We start from the raw sequence: 14,078 nt of genomic DNA on the forward strand, positions 1-14,078 counted from the left end.
GATGCCCTTTTTACCCGCTTCTCGATTTTCATCGCCGTGGTGCACATTTCTTCCGGCGGAACGTTTCCGAACGCCCTTTTACCTGGTTGTGGCGGAAACGTCCCGAACAGTGGCCGCCTGATGACAGATATCGCTATCGGTCAGGTGACCGAAGCGTCGGCCGGATTCGTCGGCGCCCGGGTGCCCAGAGTCGAAGACCTCCGATTGGTGACCGGCGCCGGCGTATTCGTCGACGATGTGCACCGGCCGGGCATGTTGCACGCCTGCTTCGTCCGAAGTCCCATCCCGCGTGGCCGGATCCTCGGCATCGATGTCGCGGAGGCCTTGGCGCTCGACGGAGTGTATGCCGTGTTCACCGCCGCTGACCTGAATCCTGGCGTGCACCAGTTTTCGTACTCGCTTGACGCCCCCGGACTGCCGCCGGTGCCGCGGCCGGCGCTGGCCGAGGACGAGGTGCGTTTCGTCGGTGATCCGGTCGCCCTTGTGATCGCGGTCGATCGATATGTGGCCGAGGATGCGGTCGAGTTGGTGGTCGTCGACTACGAACCGCTCGAGCCGGTCGTCGACTACCGAACAGCACACGAAACCACCGAACTCGTGCATGCGCAGTCTCCCGGTAACCTGGCGGGCGCGCTGAGCGGGCGCCCCGCGGCGGAGCTCGACCCGATCTTCGAATCGGCGGCACATGTGGTGCGGCAGCAGATCTTTCAGCAGGCGTACGCGCCGGTGCCGATGGAGACGCGGGGCCTGGTCGCGGAATGGTGGGCGCCGAGCGGGGAGTTGACGGTCTGGGCATCCACTCAGGTACCGCATGAGATCCGCGGCTTCTGCGCGCGACTGCTCGGCATCGCCGAACATTGCGTGCGGGTCATCATGCGCGATACCGGCGGCGGCTTCGGACTGAAGGCCGCGCCATTGCGTGAGGACGTCTGTATCGTGCTGGCCGCCCGCAAGCTTCCGGTGGCGCTGAAATGGATCGAGGACCGGCAGGAAAACCTGATGGCGGGCGGTATGGCCCGGCACGAGCACGGTGACGTCCGCATGGCCTTCGACGCGGACGGCACCATCCTCGCCGCCGCCATCGACTACGTGCAGAATGTCGGCGCCTATCCGACGCCGTCACCGCTGACGGCCGCCATCCCGGTCGGGATGCTGTTCCCGGGACCGTACCGCGTGCCTGCCGCGACATTCGATGTGCGGCTGATGTATTCGAACACCGTGGGACGTGTCGCCTATCGCGGTCCCTGGCAGTTCGAGTCGGTGGCCCGTGAGGTGCTGCTGGATACCGCGGCCCGCCGGATGGGCATGGACCCGGTGGCGGTGCGACGACGAAATATGTTGCGGCGGGACGAGTTTCCGACGTTCAACGCCAATGGCATGCCGTACTCCGATGTGTCGCCGTCCGAGACCTTCGAGCAGGCACTGGCCATGCTCGACTACGATGCCTTCCGCGATCAGCAGCGGCGCGCGCGGGCCGACGGACGCTACCTCGGGGTCGGCACCTGTACCTACCTCGAACCGACCACCGGCGGTACTCCGCTACACAGCACCGAAGGCGCGACCATCCGGGTCGAACCCTCCGGGAAGGTCAATGTGTATGTCTCGGGCGGATCCTCGGGAAACAGTCTGGAGACCACGGTCGTTCAACTGACCGCCGACGCGCTCGGTGTGGACATCGCCGATGTCCACACCATTCAGGGTGATACCGCACTGACTCCGTTCGGTGGCGGCACCGGCGGCAGCCGGTCGGGTTCCATGCTGGCCGGTGCGATCGCGGAGACGGCCGCCGTGCTGCGCGAGCGGATAGTGGCGATTGCCGCGCATAAACTGGGCGCACCCGTGGAGGACGTGGAGTTGACCCTCGGTCGTGCGTGGGTCCGCGGCGTGCCCGATGTGGCGATGACGCTGGCCGAGATAGCCGATATCGCCTATTTCAACGGATACGACCTGCCTCCGGGCGTGCCCGCGGGCTTGGAGGCCAGCGGCCGATATCGGACGCCGCACATGATGATCTGGGCCAACGCGACCCACGTGTGCACCTGTGAGGTCGACATAGAAACGGGTGCGGTGACATTGCTGCGCTACATCGTCAGCGAGGACTGCGGGCCGATGATCAACCCGGATGTGGTGGAGGGCCAGATCTTCGGCGGCACCGTACAGGGCATCGGCGGCGCGCTGTACGAGCACCTCGCCTATGACGACAGCGGGAATCCGATCAGCACAACCTTCATGGACTACCTGCTGCCCACCGCGACCGAGGTGCCGGTCATCGAGGTCGGGCATGTCGAGACACCGAGCCCCGGTCCCGGCGGTTTCAAGGGTGTCGGCGAGGGCGGCGCCATCGGGGCCGCGCCCGCGGTGATCAATGCCGTGGTCGATGCCCTGGCGCCGTTCGGTGTGGAAGTCGGCCAGCTGCCGCTCTCGCCCGCGGCGATCGTGGCACTGGTGGACCGGGCGCGCGCCGAGCTAACCGGGACGGTGTCGGCATGAAACCCGCGCCGTTCGAATATCATGCGCCGATCTCCACCATGGCGGCCGTCGAGCTGCTCGCCGAACTCGGTGACGATGCGAAGCTCATCGCCGGTGGGCAGAGTCTGGTGCCGATGCTGGCGCTGAGGTTGGCGGTCCCCGAGCATCTGGTCGACGTGCGCCGCATCGATCAACTGTGCGGTATCGAGTCGCGCGCGGACTCGGTGTGGATCGGCGCGGGGACCACCCACACCACGGTCGGCCGGTCCGCCGAAGTCAACCGAGCGGTGCCACTGCTGGCACGGGCCACCCCGCTGATCGGTCATGCCCAGATCCGAAACCGCGGCACGATAGGCGGCTCGATCGCGCACGCCGATGCCGCGGCCGAATATCCGGCGGTGGCCATGGTTCTCGACGCGCGAATCGAGGCTGAGTCGCCGCGCGGGCGCCGTACCCTGTCCGCGTCGGATTTCTTCACCGGCATGTGGAGCACCGAACTGGCCGCCGACGAACTGGTGACCGGGATCGTCTTTCCGGCGCGACGCGGCCGGTGTGGTTTCGCGATCGAGGAATTCGCCCGCCGCAGTGGCGATTTCGCGTTGGCGGGTGCTGTCGTGGCCGTCGGCCTCGACGCCGACTCCCACATAGGCCGGTGCGGTATCGGTCTTTTCGGACTCGGACCCACCCCGAGCAGGGCCACCGCCCTCGAGGCGGAACTGATCGGCCGCGACATTGCCGAAGTCGCTCCCGACGAGGTCGGTCACGCGGCAACGGAACCGTTGGACGCGGTGGCGTCCGATCTGCACGGCACGGCCGACTACCGCAAACGGGTCGGGGCGGTGATGGTGGCGCGCGCTTGGCGCCGCGCCGTTGAGGAGGCGAGTGATGACTGACATCGAAATCGAGGTGCGGGTCAACGGGCGGGCCCGGCGCCATCGGGTGCCACCTCGGCTGACGCTGGCCGACTACCTGCGCGAAATATGCGGGCTGACCGGGACCCACCTGGGCTGTGAGCACGGGGTGTGCGGTGCGTGCACGGTATTGCTGGACGGGCAGGCGGTGCGTGGCTGCCTGGTCCTGGCCGTGCAGGCCGACGGTGCGGAGGTGACGACCGTGGAGGGGATCGCATCGCCGGACGGCCGCCTGTCCCCGGTGCAGGCCGCCTTCCGTGACTGTCACGGACTCCAATGTGGTTTCTGCACACCGGGTTTCATCACCAGCGTGACCGCATTTTTGCAGGAAAGCCCAGATCCATCCGATGACGAGATCCGAGAAGCATTGTCCGGCAATGTCTGTCGGTGCACGGGATATCAGGGGATTGTGAAAGCCGTTCGTGCGGCCGCGGAATCGATCGCGAAGGAGTCCGCATGAAGTTCGAGAACACCTTCAGTATTCCCGCCCCCGCCGCACAAGCCTGGCGGGTGCTGCTCGACCTCGAGCGGATCGCCCCCTGCGTTCCCGGAGCCACTATCACCGGGCGCGACGGCGACGACTACCGCGGCAAGATCAAGGTCAAACTCGGTCCGGTCACCCTGTCCTATACCGGCACCATCAAGATCGCCTCTCAGGACGAGGCGGCCGGGATCGCGGTGCTCGAGGGCGGCGGGCGAGAGGCACGCGGCAACGGCACCGCGAAGGCGATGATCACCTGCCGACTCGTCGAATCCGCTGGCGTGACAGAGGTTTTCGTCGAAACCGACCTGGCCGTTACGGGCAAGCCGGCCCAATTCGGCCGCGGCGCGCTCGCCGAGGTCGCCGGGACGCTCATCGGAACATTCGCCACCAATCTCGCGGCCGAGATCACCGCAGGGGCGCACACCGAACCCGAATCCGCTTCGGTCGATGCGCACAGCGCCGAATCCGACGTGGTCACCGAGCCACGCGAGTCCGCCGCACCGATCGATCTGCTCGCCGTCAGCGGAATGACCGGTGCGGCGCGCTACGGCGCGATCGCCGCCGCCGTGCTGCTGACCGTTCTGCTTTTGCTTCGCCGTCGGCACCGGGCCGACGGCGGCCACGAATCCAGGGAGTGAATGATGACCGGACGAGTAGAGGGCAAGGTCGCCTTCATTACGGGTGCAGCGCGCGGCCAGGGGCGTAGCCACGCCGTGAAACTGGCGCAGGAGGGCGCCGACATCATCGCCGTCGACGTCTGTAAGCAGCTCGACGGTGTCACTATTCCGATGTCGACACCGGACGACCTGGCCGAAACGGTCGCGCTTGTCGAGGCGACCGGCCGGCGCATCATCGCCGTCGAGGCCGACGTGCGCGATCTGGAGACCATGCAGGCCGTGGTCGACGACGGTGTCGCACAACTCGGTCGCCTCGACATCGTGGTGGCCAATGCCGGGTTGGCCAGCGATGGCGATGCGATGGACAAGATGAGCGAACAGACCTGGCGCGACATGATCGATGTCAATATGACCGGCGTCTGGATGACGACCCGGGTCTCGGTGCCGCATATCGTCGCGGGCGGTCGCGGCGGGTCGATCGTGCTCACCAGCTCGATCGGCGGCCTGCGCGCCGTCCCGAATATCGGCCACTATGCCGCTGCCAAGCACGGTGTCATCGGCATCATGCGCTCGCTGGCAATGGAGTTGGGGGACAAGAGCATTCGCGTGAACGCGATCTGCCCTACGAACGTGGCGACGCCGATGCTGCTGAACGAGCCCACCTTCCGCATGTTCCGACCGGATCTGGAGAATCCGACCGTCGACGACTTCATCCCCGTCGCGCAGATGTTCCACGTGCTGCCGATCGCCTGGGTGGAGCCGGAAGATATCAGCAACGCGGTGCTGTTCCTTGCTTCCGACGACGCCCGTTACATCACAGGGGTGGCATTACCGGTCGACGGCGGCATGATGCTGAAGTAGGGCAGGCCATGGACTCCACCGCGACGCGGTTGTCCGTCATCCAGCGGTGGGCGCTGATGCTGTCCTGTGCGGCGGTGGCGCTTATCGTCGCCTCGATGGCCGCGCTCTACACCGCGTTGCCCGAGATTGCCGCGGCTACCGGCGCCACCCAGCAGCAGCTCACCTGGATCGTCGATGGCTACACCCTCGCGCTGGCCTGTCTGGTGTTGCCCGGCGGCGCATTAGGCGACCGGTACGGACGCCGCAGGATGCTGCTCACCGGTCTGGGGGTGTTCGCGCTCTTCTCCGCTGTGCCGCTGCTGTTGGACGGTCCGATATGGCTGATCGCGGCTCGTTCGGCGGCCGGGGTCGGCGCCGCGCTGGTGATGCCGTCGACGCTGTCGCTGCTCACCGCCGGATTGCCGGAGAGCAGGCGCGGCGTCGCCGTCGGGATGTGGGCCGGTTCCGTGGGTATAGGCGCGGTGGGCGGAATCCTCGTGTCCGGTGTGCTGTTTCAGTTCTGGACCTGGCTTTCGATCATGGCGGCGATGAGCGCATCCAGCGCGCTGCTTGCCGTCACCGGGTGCGTCATCCCCGAATCGATCGCATCGGCACGGCCCGGCATCGACCCGTGGGGCACGCTGACCTCGGCAATCGGCGTCGGCCTGATCGTGGCGGCGGCGACCGAGACGCCTCAGCTCGGCTGGTCGCATCCGCTGGTGATCGGTGCCGCCGTCGGCGGCATCCTATCGATCGGAGCATTCGCGCTGATCGAATTGCGGGTGCCGGCGCCGCTGCTCGACGTCCGGCTGTTCGCCGACCGTCGATTCGGCACCGGGACCGCCTCCGTCGCAATTCAATTCCTGGTTTCGTTCGGCATGTTCATGCTCGTCGTGCAGTTCCTGCAATTGATTCTCGGCTACCGTCCGCTCATCTCGGCACTGGCCATGGCGCCGATGATGATTCCGTTCGTGACCATCTCGCCGATCTCGCCGTGGCTCGCCGAGCGATTCGGCTTGCGGCTGCAAACCTTCTGCGGTCTCGCACTGCTGGGTGTCGGGCTCCTGGCGGTCGCCCGCTTGACGGTCGATGGCACCTATTTCGATGTCGTCTGGCCGCTGCTGATCGTCAGTCTCGGCATCAGCCTGTCGGCGGCACCTGCCACGACCGCGATCATGGCGGGTGTACCTGCCGACCAGCACGGCGTCGCGGCAGCCGTGAACGACGTATCGCGCGAGGTCGGCGCCGCGATCGGAATAGCCTTGGCCGGAAGCATTCTCGCCGCGGGTTACGGCCACCAGATCGCGACGATCCTGCCGATGCTCCCGCAACAGATGCGCAGTCCGGTCGCCGGCTCACTCGTCGGCGCACTGGCCGTGGCCGAGCATCTGGGCCCGCAAGCGCAACCCCTCGCCGACGCGGCCAAGGCCGCATTCGTCCACGGCGTCCGCCAAGCAGCGGCGATCCTCGGCGCACTGACCTTGGTCGCCGCAGTTGCCATCGGCCTATTGGCTCCGGGGCGGCGCCGTGGCCGAACCACACCCACCGCCACCACGAGTTCCACTCAGGCGGCCGAACCCGACTAGCCCCGACTGTGCTGCAGCGGCAGACCGATTGAGTCGAGCTGCTGCAGGAGCGCGGTACGGCCATCGACGCTCATCAGCAAAGCGGCCGCCGACCCCGAACTTCGGCCTCGTGCCCCACTCCCGATCGAGCGAATGAGCGGTCAGGGACTTACTGGATGACCGCAGGGGTGGCTACGCCCACCTCGACGCGGACTCGATCCTGATAGAAACCGATGTGTCCGCTCAATATCGCGACCTCCGGATAGGGCTCGGCGTATTCCCAGGCGATCGGATCCGGGCCATCGGCCGGACGCCAGTAGCGCGCCGTGCCCTTGAACGGGCAGCGCGAGGTCTGCTCGTGGGGGACGAGCAGGTCGAAGCGCACATCGGATGCGGGCAGATAGCACACGATGCCGTGATCCTGTTCCGCGACAAGCAGACTCGCGGTCGACTCGGCGAATATCTGGTCGCCGTAGGTGGCTCGGACAAGATTGCGGATGCGCCGGACATCGACACGATAATCCGGCCGGTCGAGATAGCCCGATGGCTCCATGAGGATCTCCCGTGGATCAGAGCAGGATTTCGGAGGTGGTGGCGCGCGGTTCGAGGCCACGCACCATCGCGTGCACGCTGTAGGAGGCGACCACGGCCCCATCTTCGGTATACACCTGGCCTTCGCTCTGGGCATGGCCGCGCCCGGCGTAGGTGACGCGGGTGGCGTATAGCAGCCACTGCGTCACGTCGACATCGTCGTGGAAGGTGATGGTAGCCATCGTGATTCCGGTCGAGATCGACCGATGCGCCATCGCTTCCCCGAAACCGGCGTGCGGGCGCAGCGCGGCGGCGACCGTCCAGTGGGCACTGGACTGCGCCAGCAGCGCCGCATGCAGGTAGTCGTGTTCCGGTCCGTCACGAAACCGCGTCCAGACGAACAACTCCGGCGGGCCGACCCGATTGGGGTCCGGGTCGTAGGCGTCGTCGACCACCCGCATATCGCGGCCGTCCACCGCCGTCCCCGGAGTTGTAAGTGGGCGCAGCCGATCCGGCGGATCGACCAGCGGCATCGGGGCCGCCGAGCGAATGAGGTCGGGCGCACCGGAATCGAGCAGCACGATCCCGGCACAGCACGGCGAATCGCGCTGGCGGATGGTGACCTGTGCGGTGGTGAAGGTGCGCCCCGATCGCAGCGCATCGACCTCGATATCGAGCGGGGCCGTATGTGCGGCCGCGCGCGAGAAGATCATCGATACCGAGGTCACGCGCTGATGCGGCACATGTTTGGCCGCTGCCACCACCGCGTCGCCGAGCATTTGTCCGGCTTCGACCACATCCCGTGCCGTCGGACCGTGGGCTGGGGCCAGATATCGGCCCGCGCCGCACGGCTGGACATCCATCAGGCGTTGGAGTTCCGCCTGGGTCCACGCGGGCGCGGCAGTGCGTGCCCGCGTATCGAATTCGTCGCTCAGCATATCGATCGCATTCAGTGGCCGTTCGGAAGGTGCGGGAGGAGTTCGGTTTCGGGAGCCATTGTTGTCGAATCCTTTCGGCTCGGTCAGGTATTGCGGCCACAGTTGACACCGATGACCTGACCGGTGATGTAGCCGGCCTCGGCACTCATCAGGAACGCGCAGGTGGCGGCAAATCCTCTGGTCGGCTGATGCGGCCGACCAGGGGCGCGGCTACTTGCTTGTCCAGGCGAATACTTATCGGCGCAGACTGGCACGCATCATGGGGTTTCGATGAAGCCGGGTGGAATCGTGCTGACGGAATCCCAGGACGTTTGGCACGTCTTGGACGAATGGCCACCAGTAGATCAACAACGTAGGTCTCTTGCACTGCCTCGTCTGGGAAGATCTCGCGCAGTCGCCTGCGCTCCGCGGAGCGAAAGGTCCGGTTGCTGTCCTCGGGAAGGACAAGGAATGCCGAGCGGCTGGTGATGTTGGCGAGATGCGTGTCCAGGGGGATCATTCGGCTCCACCGCAATAGGCGGCGCGCGACCCGGAGTCCTGACAGACCCGCGAGCCGGATGGCGTCGCTGTCGTCGGGACGCACGCCAGCGGACGGCTCCACTGCGCAGTGGCGCGCGATCCGCTCGTGTTGCTCACGAATCCACGGCACGTCGAAAGCGGTCGTGTTCCACCAGATAGCGAGCGCACCGTTGGGACTCAGGACTCGCAGCGCCTCCGGAACCGAGCGGCTGGTGTCGGTCCACTGCCAAGACTGCGCGAAGGTGATGAGTTCGTGGGAGGCATCGGCCAGTGGGAGGGCGTTGCCGTCGCCTCGAACGATCGGCACGTCCGGGAGCAGCGAGTGGAACTGGGAGGCCATGGCGTCGCCCGGCTCGACCGCGATCACCTCGGCCCCGCGCTGGCGCAGGAGAAAGGTGGCGATTCCGGTGCCCGCACCGATGTCGGCGACGCGAGCACCCGCCAGGGGACGGCTCGTGACCTCCTCGATGAAGTCGAACAGCGCGGGCGGATAAGACGGTCGGCTGGCCGCGTACTGAGCAGCGGCCAGGTTGAATGAAAGGGCGCGCGGGCTGGCAGTCATTTTCACATCATCGCCCCTGCCCCACGGGTCGCCCAACCCCGGTGATCGTCTCCGTTCACAGCACTATTGGACCAGCGGTCCGACGCCAGGGCTGGACAGTTCCGGCTGCCAGCCGCTCCGCCGTCGAGCGCGTGCGCCGGGCCGGTAGGGTCGGTTCAATGGAGTGGAGTTTCCGGTCGGCTGAACAGCTCGCGGTCGCGTTGCGTGCCGGTGAAGTGACCTCGGCGGAATTGACCGACGAGGCGATCGCCCGGATCGAGCGGGACGACAAGGCGATCAACGCGATCTGTGTGCCGGACTTCGAACCGGCGCGTGCCGCCGCGCGCAGTGCTGACGAGGCGCGTGCTCGCGGCGAGGATCGGCCGCTGCTCGGCGTTCCGGTGACGGTCAAAGAGTCCTACAACATCGCCGGGCTGCCGACGACTTGGGGCATGTCGCCTTATGCCAACTATGTGCCCGCCGAGGATGCGGTACAGGTGTCGCGGCTGAAAGCCGCGGGCGCGGTGGTGCTCGGTAAGACCAATGTGCCGTTCATGCTGGGGGATCTGCAGAGCTTCAACGAGATCTACGGCACCACCAACAACCCGTGGGATCTCGGCCGCACTCCGGGCGGATCCTCCGGCGGATCTGCGGCTGCCCTCGCATGCGGGTTCGGCGCGCTGTCCATCGGCTCCGACATCGGCGGTTCGCTGCGCACCCCCGCGCATTTCTGCGGCGTCTACGCGCATAAGCCGTCGTACGGGTTGGTGGCGAGCCGCGGTCATGTCCCGCCGCCCGCGCCGGCGCTGCCATCCGAGCGCGACCTCGCCGTCGTCGGGCCGATGGCGCGCACCGCCCGCGACCTCACGCTGCTGTTGGACGTGATGGCTGGACCGGATCCGCTGACGCTCGGCGTCGCGTTCGACCTGGCTCTGCCGGTTGCGCGCGGCGAGCGGCTCTCCGATTTCCGTGTGCTGGTCGTCGACGACCATCCGCTCATTCCGACCGGGTCCGCAGTGCGAGCCGCGGTGAACCGAGTCGCCGACGCACTCGTCGCCGGTGGTGCTCGCGTCGAACGGCACAGTCCGCTGCTGCCCGATCTGACCGAGGCCGCGACGCTCTACACGCAGTTGCTGCTGGCGAACCTCGCCGCAATGTATCCCGCGGACAGGTACGAGCAGTTGCGGACCCACGCCGCTGGATTGAACGCGGACGACCGGAGTCTCGACGCGGTGCGGTTGCGCGGCGCGGTGTTCAGCCACCGCGACTGGATCGAGGCCAACAACCGTCGCGAGCGCCACCGCCACGGCTGGCGGCAGCTGTTCGCCGAGTTCGATGCCGTGGTCTGTCCGATCACGCCGACTCCCGCGTTCCCGCATGACCACACTCCCAGTCTGGGAGACCGGCGGATCGACATCGACGGCGTGGCATACCCGTTCGCCGACCAGCTCGTCTGGGCTGGTCTGGCGACCATGCCCGGCCTTCCTGCAACCGCCATACCAGCGGGCCGGTCCCCCGAGGGCCTGCCGGTGGGCGTGCAGCTCATCGGTCCGATGTTCGAGGATCGCACCCCGCTGCGCTTGGCCGAACTGCTCGAGCAGGAGATCGGCGGGTTCGAGGCACCGGAATAGGCCGCACCCCGTCGGATCCTGGTCACTTCGCCAGTGCCGAACGGCAGCGCTCACCGTCCGGCGGCCGGTACGCCGATCCCGCAGCATTGTCGAACACCGCCGGGCGCAGCAGTTCAGCCGAGGCTCGCTCAGATCCATTCCGGCGCAATGAATTTGTCGAGCCGGACGGGAAGTCCCCGGAAACTCCAGCGGTCTGGCGGTGGTTTGTTCCTTCCGAAATGCGCTGCCGCGTCATAGGTTTCGCGGTCTACGCAGTCCCAGTGTCCGGCGGCCGATGTCGAGCAACTGTTGGTGCAGAGTCTGCTGGTCGACGTCGTTCGGTGCGCCGGACGCAGCGCCGGCCAGACCGGTCAGCACCGCGGTGGCCGCGATAACACCATCCGGTCCGGGGGTGGGTGCTGCCAGTAGCGCGACAGGCCGGTCGATCACCTCGCGCCAATCCGGTTGCTCACGCACCACGCGAATGACGCTGGGATCGGTGGTCACGACGGCGGCGATCGATCGGCTCGCCGCGACGAGTTCGGCGTAACCGTTCAGCATCGACTCGGCGCGGGCGCGCGCGGTGCGCTGCTGTTCGGCGGTCTCGATCACCGACCGGAGTTGTTGCAGCAGTGGCCGCAGCACGGCGAGGAGTAGTTGTTCGCGGGTGCGGAAGTGGTAGTAGATCGCGGCCTTGGTGAAGCCCAGCTCGTCGGCGATCATTTGTAGCGAGGTCCCGGCAAAGCTGTGGCGGATGAAAAGTGCTACCGCGGCGTCGATTAGGCGCTGCCGACTATCGGCTTCGCGCGCGACAACATCTGCCCTGGTCATGCCTTCCTTCCGGTGAGCTCGTCGTGGTGCATACGACCGTACTTGACGATCGGCCAGGATTTTACTTTACGAATGGCTAGTGACCTGCTGTACGAACGACTAGCAATCTACTTTACGAACGACTAGCATTCACGCGTGTCGGCGGCCCAATCGGCCGCGGTATTCGATATGACGGGAGCTGCAGATGCCGCATTTCGCGAAGCCGGCGGAGGGGTCGTGGACGGAGCATTATCCAGAGCTCGGCACCGGCCTGGTGTCGTTCGAGGACTCGATCTCGCCGGAGCACTATGAGCTCGAGCGCGACGCGATCTTCGCGCGGACCTGGCTGAATGTCGGTCGGGTGGAACAGCTTCCGCGTATGGGTAGCTACTTCACCAAAGAGCTTGCGGTGGTGAACACTTCGCTGATCATCGTCAAGGACAATGATCAGCGAATCCGCGCATTCCACAATATCTGTCGCCATCGCGGCAACAAGCTGGTCTGGGACGACTATCCCGGGCAGGAGACAGCCGGTACCTGCCGACAGTTCACCTGCAAGTACCACGCCTGGCGCTACAACCTCGCCGGCGAGGCCACTTTCGTACAGCAGGAGCAGGAGTTCTTCGACTTCGACAAGGACCGGTTCGGTCTGAAGTCGGTGCGCTGCGAAGTGTGGGAGGGCTTCGTCTTCGTCAATCTCGATGACGATGCCGCGCCGCTGACCGACTATCTCGGCAAGTTCGCCGCAGGACTGGCGGGCTACCCGTTCGGGGAGATGACCGCGATGTACAAGTACCAGGCCGAGGTCGGGAGTAACTGGAAGCTCTACGTCGATGCCTTCGCCGAGTTCTACCACGCGCCCATCCTGCATGCGAAGCAGTACGTGGCCGGGGAGTCGCAGAAGCTGTCGAACTCCGGCTTCGAGGCGCTGCACTACGAACTGGACGGGCCGCACGGCATGGTGTCCTCATGGGGTGGCATGGCGCCGCCGAAGGATCTGAATATGGTCAAGCCGATCGAAAGGGTATTGCGCAGCGGCAATTTCGGCGCCTGGGATCGCCCGGACATTCCCGCGCTGGACAATCTGCCACCCGGACTGAACCCGACCCGGCACCAGGCATGGGGCCTGGACTCCTACGTCTTCTTCCCGAATTTCATGATCGTCGTGTGGGCGCCGGGCTGGTATCTGACGTATCACTACTGGCCGACCGCCTACAACAAGCACATCTTCGAGGGCACTTGCTATTTCGCCCCGGCGCGCAACGCCACCGACCGGTTGCGGCAAGAACTGGCCGCCCTCACGTTCAAGGAATTCGGCCTGCAGGACTGCAACACCCTCGAGGCCACCCAGACCATGCTCGAATCACGGGCGGTCACCGAGTTTCCGCTCAATGACCAGGAGATCCTGTTGCGGCATTTGCACAAGCAGGCTGCCGACTTCGTGGCCGGGTACCGGGCGCGGTCACGAAACGGATGACTGGACCAACCGCTCTCGCAGCGCGGTGAGAGTCGAGGGCGACAACCCGGCCCTGGTACGCAGGTAGCCCTCAATACTTCCGTGGTTTTCCCGAAGCGTGGTGAGCATGGTGGCCATCGCCAGCCGCGGTGCGCCGAAGACCGCGCGGTAGCGCGCGGGGTCGACATCCTCGGGCAGGCGCGCGAGCAGGCGGGGCGGGCGCCGCTCGGTGAAGTGGATGGCGCTCAGTTCGTAGTCGTCGAGAATTGTCGTCTCGTCGACGCCGAGCGCCGCCAGCAGTAATGCGGCGGCGACGCCGGTGCGATCCTTGCCCGCGGTGCAATGGATCAGGGCCGGGGTACCGTTCGCGTCGGCTAAGTCAGAGAGTATCCGCCCGAATATCTCGGCGTCGAAATCGACCATACGGCGGTACATTTCGGCGAGGAAGTCGTCGGGAATTTCCGCGGGCCGGGTGCGGATCAGCTCGGCGTTGGCGCGGGTGTGGGCCGCGGTGCCGCCGATGGTGAGCGGTATCCGACGCACGGTCGCGGGCAGCGCCGAGGGGGAGCGGTCGCGCTCCTCGTCGGTGCGCAGGTCGTAGGCGACGAGCAGACCGAGGCGCTCGACGATGGCGAGGTCGGCGATGCTGAGCCGGTGCGGAGCGTCGGAGCGATAGACCATGCCCCAGCGTGTGTATCCGCCGTCGACGGTCCGATAGCCGCCGAGATCGCGGAAGTTCGTCGCACCCTGCAGGGTGAGGACACGCTCGCGCATTTGCGCCGACTCC

The 14,078-nt window shown here is 66.4% G+C and carries 13 protein-coding genes; 8 read left to right on the forward strand and 5 right to left on the reverse strand.

Annotated features, from left to right (window positions below; translation table 11 throughout):
* The first annotated feature begins 120 nt into the window (after nucleotides 1-120).
* From ACIBI6_RS25335 to ACIBI6_RS25360, 6 genes are read left to right on the forward strand one after another with little or no spacing between them, the layout of a single operon-like run.
* A complete protein-coding gene (locus ACIBI6_RS25335; protein WP_327100686.1) occupies nucleotides 121-2,490 on the forward strand; it encodes a xanthine dehydrogenase family protein molybdopterin-binding subunit in 2,370 nt (789 codons plus the stop codon).
* Nucleotides 2,487-3,362, forward strand: coding sequence for an FAD binding domain-containing protein (locus ACIBI6_RS25340; RefSeq protein WP_396958101.1), 876 nt, complete (start codon nucleotides 2,487-2,489; stop codon nucleotides 3,360-3,362). Before ACIBI6_RS25335 ends, ACIBI6_RS25340 begins: the two co-directional genes overlap by 4 nt.
* The gene (locus ACIBI6_RS25345; RefSeq protein ID WP_364342853.1) at nucleotides 3,355-3,840 is read left to right on the forward strand and encodes a (2Fe-2S)-binding protein; all 486 of its coding nucleotides are present in this window, start codon (nucleotides 3,355-3,357) and stop codon (nucleotides 3,838-3,840) included. The genes ACIBI6_RS25340 and ACIBI6_RS25345 overlap by 8 nt, the downstream gene beginning before the upstream one ends.
* Entirely contained in the window at nucleotides 3,837-4,502 is a 666-nt protein-coding gene (locus ACIBI6_RS25350; RefSeq protein WP_396958102.1) for an SRPBCC family protein, read from the forward strand. Before ACIBI6_RS25345 ends, ACIBI6_RS25350 begins: the two co-directional genes overlap by 4 nt.
* A 3-nt stretch (nucleotides 4,503-4,505) precedes the next feature.
* On the forward strand, nucleotides 4,506-5,342 hold the full coding sequence (locus ACIBI6_RS25355) for a mycofactocin-coupled SDR family oxidoreductase (RefSeq protein WP_364342848.1): 837 nt from the start codon (nucleotides 4,506-4,508) through the stop codon (nucleotides 5,340-5,342).
* A gap of 8 nt (nucleotides 5,343-5,350) precedes the next feature.
* Nucleotides 5,351-6,907, forward strand: coding sequence for an MFS transporter (locus ACIBI6_RS25360; protein WP_396958103.1), 1,557 nt, complete (start codon nucleotides 5,351-5,353; stop codon nucleotides 6,905-6,907).
* A gap of 148 nt (nucleotides 6,908-7,055) precedes the next feature.
* Here ACIBI6_RS25360 and ACIBI6_RS25365 read toward each other — a convergent pair whose 3' ends face one another.
* From ACIBI6_RS25365 to ACIBI6_RS25375, 3 genes are all read right to left on the reverse strand, one after another.
* Entirely contained in the window at nucleotides 7,056-7,439 is a 384-nt protein-coding gene (locus tag ACIBI6_RS25365) for a DUF427 domain-containing protein (protein WP_396958104.1), read from the reverse strand.
* A 16-nt stretch (nucleotides 7,440-7,455) separates the two neighbouring features.
* Entirely contained in the window at nucleotides 7,456-8,355 is a 900-nt protein-coding gene (locus tag ACIBI6_RS25370) for an acyl-CoA thioesterase (protein ID WP_396958105.1), read from the reverse strand.
* Nucleotides 8,356-8,503: 148 nt separating this feature from the next.
* Nucleotides 8,504-9,436, reverse strand: a complete 933-nt coding sequence (locus ACIBI6_RS25375) for a class I SAM-dependent methyltransferase (protein WP_396958106.1) — start codon at nucleotides 9,434-9,436, stop codon at nucleotides 8,504-8,506.
* Between the two features lie 158 nt (nucleotides 9,437-9,594).
* Between ACIBI6_RS25375 and ACIBI6_RS25380 the strand changes: the two genes are divergently transcribed.
* A complete protein-coding gene (locus ACIBI6_RS25380; RefSeq protein ID WP_396958107.1) occupies nucleotides 9,595-11,046 on the forward strand; it encodes an amidase in 1,452 nt (483 codons plus the stop codon).
* Between the two features lie 231 nt (nucleotides 11,047-11,277).
* On the opposite strand, the gene ACIBI6_RS25385 is transcribed toward ACIBI6_RS25380, so the two are convergent.
* The gene (locus ACIBI6_RS25385; RefSeq protein ID WP_396958108.1) at nucleotides 11,278-11,856 is read right to left on the reverse strand and encodes a TetR/AcrR family transcriptional regulator; all 579 of its coding nucleotides are present in this window, start codon (nucleotides 11,854-11,856) and stop codon (nucleotides 11,278-11,280) included.
* 184 nt (nucleotides 11,857-12,040) lie between these two features.
* Between ACIBI6_RS25385 and ACIBI6_RS25390 the strand changes: the two genes are divergently transcribed.
* A complete protein-coding gene (locus ACIBI6_RS25390) occupies nucleotides 12,041-13,312 on the forward strand; it encodes an aromatic ring-hydroxylating dioxygenase subunit alpha (protein WP_396958109.1) in 1,272 nt (423 codons plus the stop codon).
* Here the strand turns inward: ACIBI6_RS25390 and ACIBI6_RS25395 are convergent.
* Nucleotides 13,298-14,065, reverse strand: coding sequence for a tyrosine-protein phosphatase (locus tag ACIBI6_RS25395; protein WP_396958110.1), 768 nt, complete (start codon nucleotides 14,063-14,065; stop codon nucleotides 13,298-13,300). The two genes, ACIBI6_RS25390 and ACIBI6_RS25395, sit on opposite strands and share 15 nt — an antisense overlap.
* Between the last annotated feature and the right edge of the window lie 13 nt (nucleotides 14,066-14,078).

The organism is Nocardia sp. NPDC050412 (assembly GCF_044458825.1).
GTDB lineage: Bacteria > Actinomycetota > Actinomycetes > Mycobacteriales > Mycobacteriaceae > Nocardia.

Coding starts and splice junctions, on each gene's coding strand:
- ACIBI6_RS25370 (WP_396958105.1), bottom strand. CDS start 8,355: ATGCTGAGCGACGAATTCGATACGCGGGCACGCACTGCCGCGCCCGCG.
- ACIBI6_RS25345 (WP_364342853.1), top strand. CDS start 3,355: ATGACTGACATCGAAATCGAGGTGCGGGTCAACGGGCGGGCCCGGCGC.
- ACIBI6_RS25335 (WP_327100686.1), top strand. CDS start 121: ATGACAGATATCGCTATCGGTCAGGTGACCGAAGCGTCGGCCGGATTC.
- ACIBI6_RS25395 (WP_396958110.1), bottom strand. CDS start 14,065: ATGCGCGAGCGTGTCCTCACCCTGCAGGGTGCGACGAACTTCCGCGAT.
- ACIBI6_RS25360 (WP_396958103.1), top strand. CDS start 5,351: ATGGACTCCACCGCGACGCGGTTGTCCGTCATCCAGCGGTGGGCGCTG.
- ACIBI6_RS25385 (WP_396958108.1), bottom strand. CDS start 11,856: ATGACCAGGGCAGATGTTGTCGCGCGCGAAGCCGATAGTCGGCAGCGC.
- ACIBI6_RS25375 (WP_396958106.1), bottom strand. CDS start 9,436: ATGACTGCCAGCCCGCGCGCCCTTTCATTCAACCTGGCCGCTGCTCAG.
- ACIBI6_RS25340 (WP_396958101.1), top strand. CDS start 2,487: ATGAAACCCGCGCCGTTCGAATATCATGCGCCGATCTCCACCATGGCG.
- ACIBI6_RS25390 (WP_396958109.1), top strand. CDS start 12,041: ATGCCGCATTTCGCGAAGCCGGCGGAGGGGTCGTGGACGGAGCATTAT.
- ACIBI6_RS25365 (WP_396958104.1), bottom strand. CDS start 7,439: ATGGAGCCATCGGGCTATCTCGACCGGCCGGATTATCGTGTCGATGTC.
- ACIBI6_RS25350 (WP_396958102.1), top strand. CDS start 3,837: ATGAAGTTCGAGAACACCTTCAGTATTCCCGCCCCCGCCGCACAAGCC.
- ACIBI6_RS25380 (WP_396958107.1), top strand. CDS start 9,595: ATGGAGTGGAGTTTCCGGTCGGCTGAACAGCTCGCGGTCGCGTTGCGT.
- ACIBI6_RS25355 (WP_364342848.1), top strand. CDS start 4,506: ATGACCGGACGAGTAGAGGGCAAGGTCGCCTTCATTACGGGTGCAGCG.